This window comes from Streptomyces sp. NPDC001002, from assembly GCF_053599215.1.
Genome location: NZ_JBSFLV010000296.1, coordinates 1 through 3,098 on the forward strand (window position 1 = coordinate 1; position 3,098 = coordinate 3,098).

General features: G+C 70.1%; 3 protein-coding genes. 2 read left to right on the forward strand and 1 reads right to left on the reverse strand.

Annotated features, from left to right (window positions below):
• The first annotated feature begins 159 nt into the window (after positions 1-159).
• Positions 160-1,350 (forward strand): acyl-CoA dehydrogenase family protein, encoded by a 1,191-nt coding sequence (locus ACWDR3_RS47560; RefSeq protein ID WP_450358917.1) that lies wholly within the window; start codon positions 160-162, stop codon positions 1,348-1,350.
• A gap of 68 nt (positions 1,351-1,418) precedes the next feature.
• Here the strand turns inward: ACWDR3_RS47560 and ACWDR3_RS47565 are convergent, their stop codons facing one another.
• Positions 1,419-1,859 (reverse strand): cell division protein SepF, encoded by a 441-nt coding sequence (locus ACWDR3_RS47565; RefSeq protein WP_450358918.1) that lies wholly within the window; start codon positions 1,857-1,859, stop codon positions 1,419-1,421.
• Positions 1,860-2,149: 290 nt separating this feature from the next.
• Here ACWDR3_RS47565 and ACWDR3_RS47570 point away from each other — a divergent pair.
• Positions 2,150-3,098 (forward strand): DUF5685 family protein (locus ACWDR3_RS47570; RefSeq protein WP_450358919.1); only part of this gene is annotated, 949 nt, incomplete at its 3' end.

The following is a 3,098-nucleotide window of genomic DNA, read 5'->3' on the forward strand; positions in this document are numbered from 1 at the left end:
GCCAGCGGCGAAGCACCCCCACAGGCGACGTCCACCCTTCAACATGCCCGCATGGGTGGGCGGGTGGGAGGGGCACTGGACGTGGGAGGCGTCGCGTCGTAGCGTCGGGGGCCGTGTGTTGGTTAGCAGCGCTAGTTTTCGTTTGTGTCGGAGGGTTCCATGGCCGCGTCCTCGAAGTTGCCCCCGTTCGACCCCGCCGACCCGCTCGGGATCGACGATCTGCTGGAGCCGGAGGATCTCGCGGTGCGGGAGACCGTGCGGGCGTGGGCGGCGGACCGGGTGGTGCCGTATGTCGCCGAGTGGTACGAGGACGGGGAACTGCCGGGTATCCGGGAGTTGGCCCGGGAGCTTGGGGCCATCGGCGCGCTCGGGATGTCCCTCACCGGCTACGGGTGCGCCGGTGCCAGTGCCGTGCAGTACGGGCTCGCCTGTCTGGAGCTCGAAGCCGCCGACTCCGGGATCCGGTCCCTCGTGTCCGTGCAGGGGTCGCTCGCCATGTACGCCATTCATCGGTTCGGGAGTGAGACGCAGAAGCAGGACTGGTTGCCGCGTATGGCCTCCGGCGACGTCATCGGGTGCTTCGGGCTCACCGAGCCCGACCACGGGTCCGACCCCGCCGCGATGCGGACGTACGCCAAGCGGGACGGCGGCGACTGGGTGCTCAACGGGCGGAAGATGTGGATCACGAATGGGTCCGTGGCCGGGGTCGCCGTCGTGTGGGCGCAGACCGAGGAGGGGATCCGCGGGTTCGTCGTGCCTACCGACACGCCAGGGTTCGCCGCGCCCGAGATCCGGCACAAGTGGTCCCTGCGCGCCAGCGTCACCAGCGAGCTCGTCCTCGACGACGTACGGCTGCCCGCCGACGCCGTGCTGCCGGAGGTCGTCGGGCTGAAGGGGCCGTTGAGCTGTCTGTCCCACGCCCGGTACGGGATCGTGTGGGGGGCCATGGGCGCGGCACGCAGCTGTTTCGAGACCGCCGTGGACTACGCGAAGTCACGGGAGCAGTTCGGGCGGCCGATCGGGGGCTTCCAGCTCACCCAGGCCAAACTCGCCGACATGGCGGTCGAACTGCACAAGGGGATCCTGCTCGCCCACCACCTGGGGCGCCGCATGGACGCCGGCCGCCTGCGTCCCGAGCAGGTCAGCTTCGGCAAGCTCAACAACGTACGAGAGGCCATCGAGATCTGTCGTACGGCACGGACGATCCTCGGTGCCAACGGGATCTCGCTGGAGTACCCGGTGATGCGGCACGCGACGAACCTGGAGTCGGTGCTCACGTACGAAGGCACCGTCGAGATGCACCAGCTCGTGCTGGGCAAGGCGCTCACCGGACTCGACGCCTTCCGGTAGGAAGACCCGAGGACCCTGATCGACGTTGATCAACCCTGCGGGAGGCAGGGCCGGTAAGCGGCCCTGCCTCAGCTCTGGTTGAAGAATCCGTCCTCACGGCGCGCGGCCGGGTCGCCGCTGACGATCTCCGTGTTGGCGGGGGTCAGCAGGAAGACACGGTTCGCGACCCGCTCGATCGTGCCGCGCAGGCCGAAGGTCAGTCCGGCCGCGAAGTCGACGACGCGCTTGGCGTCGGACGCCTCCATGGCCGTGAGGTTCACGATGACCGGCACGCCCTCGCGGAAGAGCTCACCGATGGCGCGGGCGTCCCGGAAGCTGTCCGGGGTGACCGTGCCGATCCGGCGGCCCTTCTCCTCGGCGGTGTCCGAAGCCACCTTGACCCGAGGGTCGGTGACCCAGGCCTCCCCGGGCTGCTCGGTCCCCTCGGAGTAGTCGTCGTCGTAGTAGCGCTCGTCATCGTTGTCGTCGACGAGGCCAAGCCAGGCACTCGCCTTGCGTACCGATCCCATGGACGCCTCCTCTCACAGCGGTCTTTCTTGCTTTCCGCATCCCTATGGTCATCCATGATGCTGATGACGCGCCAAGTGGATAGACGCCGCGCGGGGGGTTTGTGACGGTACTGGTGCACAGCCCATACGTCGAGAGCCCGGTTGTAGCAAGGGGCGTTCCCCACACGGCTGCTGACTGTGAGTGAAATATGATTCTTCACGGCGTATGGGTGATGCACGGGGCGTACGGGTGAACGGGGTGGTCGCTACGATGCAGCAGCTCAACGTCCTACACGCCACGGGGGAGTGCTGTGTTCGGAATCGTTCGGCCCTGCCGTCATCGGCTCGGTGAAAATCTCAAGACCCAGTGGATGGCCCACTTGTGCGGGCTCTGTCTCGCGCTGCGCAAGGACCACGGACAGTTCGCACGAGTCGTGACGAACTACGACGGACTTCTCATATCGGTCCTGACGGAAGCTCAGGCCGCCGGTGCCACCGGGCAGTCGGGCGGATGGCGGCGTACGGCGGGCCCGTGCCCGTTGCGCGGGATGCGGACCGCCTCCGTCGCCCGGGGCGAGGGCGCGCGGCTCGCGGCCGCCGTCTCGCTGGTGCTCGCCTCCGCCAAGGTGCGTGACCATGTCGCCGACGGGGACGGGCTGCTGGCGCGCAAGCCGGTGGCGCTCGCGGCGCGCCGGGTGGCCAAGCGGTGGGACGCGGCGGGAGCCCGTACCGGATCCGAGGTCGGCTTCGACACCGCCGTGCTCGTCGACGCGGTGGACCGGCAGGTCGGCATCGAGACCCTCGCCGGGCCGGGCACGCCGATCCTGACGGTCACCGAACCGACCGAGACCGCCACGGCCGCCGCCTTCGCGCACACCGCGCGGCTCGCCGGGCGGCCGGGCAACGCCGAACCGCTCGCCGAGGCCGGACGCCTCTTCGGACGGCTCGCACATCTGCTGGACGCCGTGGAGGACAAGGAATCCGACGCCGCGTCGGGCGCCTGGAACCCGCTCACGGCGACCGGGACCCCGCTCGTCGAGGCGCGCCGGCTCGCCGACGACGCGCTGCACGGGATCCGGCTCGCGCTGCGCGAGGCCGACTTCGGCGACGGCAAGCTCGCGCACCGCCTGCTCGTGCACGAGCTGAGCACGTCCGTCGACCGGGCCTTCGCGGGCACCTCCTGCGCCCACGGGCACGGGGACGCGCCCTCGCTGGCCGGGCCGTACGCGCCGCCCGGCGGTCCCGGTGGGCCGCCGCTGC

Coding starts and splice junctions, on each gene's coding strand:
- ACWDR3_RS47560 (WP_450358917.1), top strand. CDS start 160: ATGGCCGCGTCCTCGAAGTTGCCCCCGTTCGACCCCGCCGACCCGCTC.
- ACWDR3_RS47565 (WP_450358918.1), bottom strand. CDS start 1,859: ATGGGATCGGTACGCAAGGCGAGTGCCTGGCTTGGCCTCGTCGACGAC.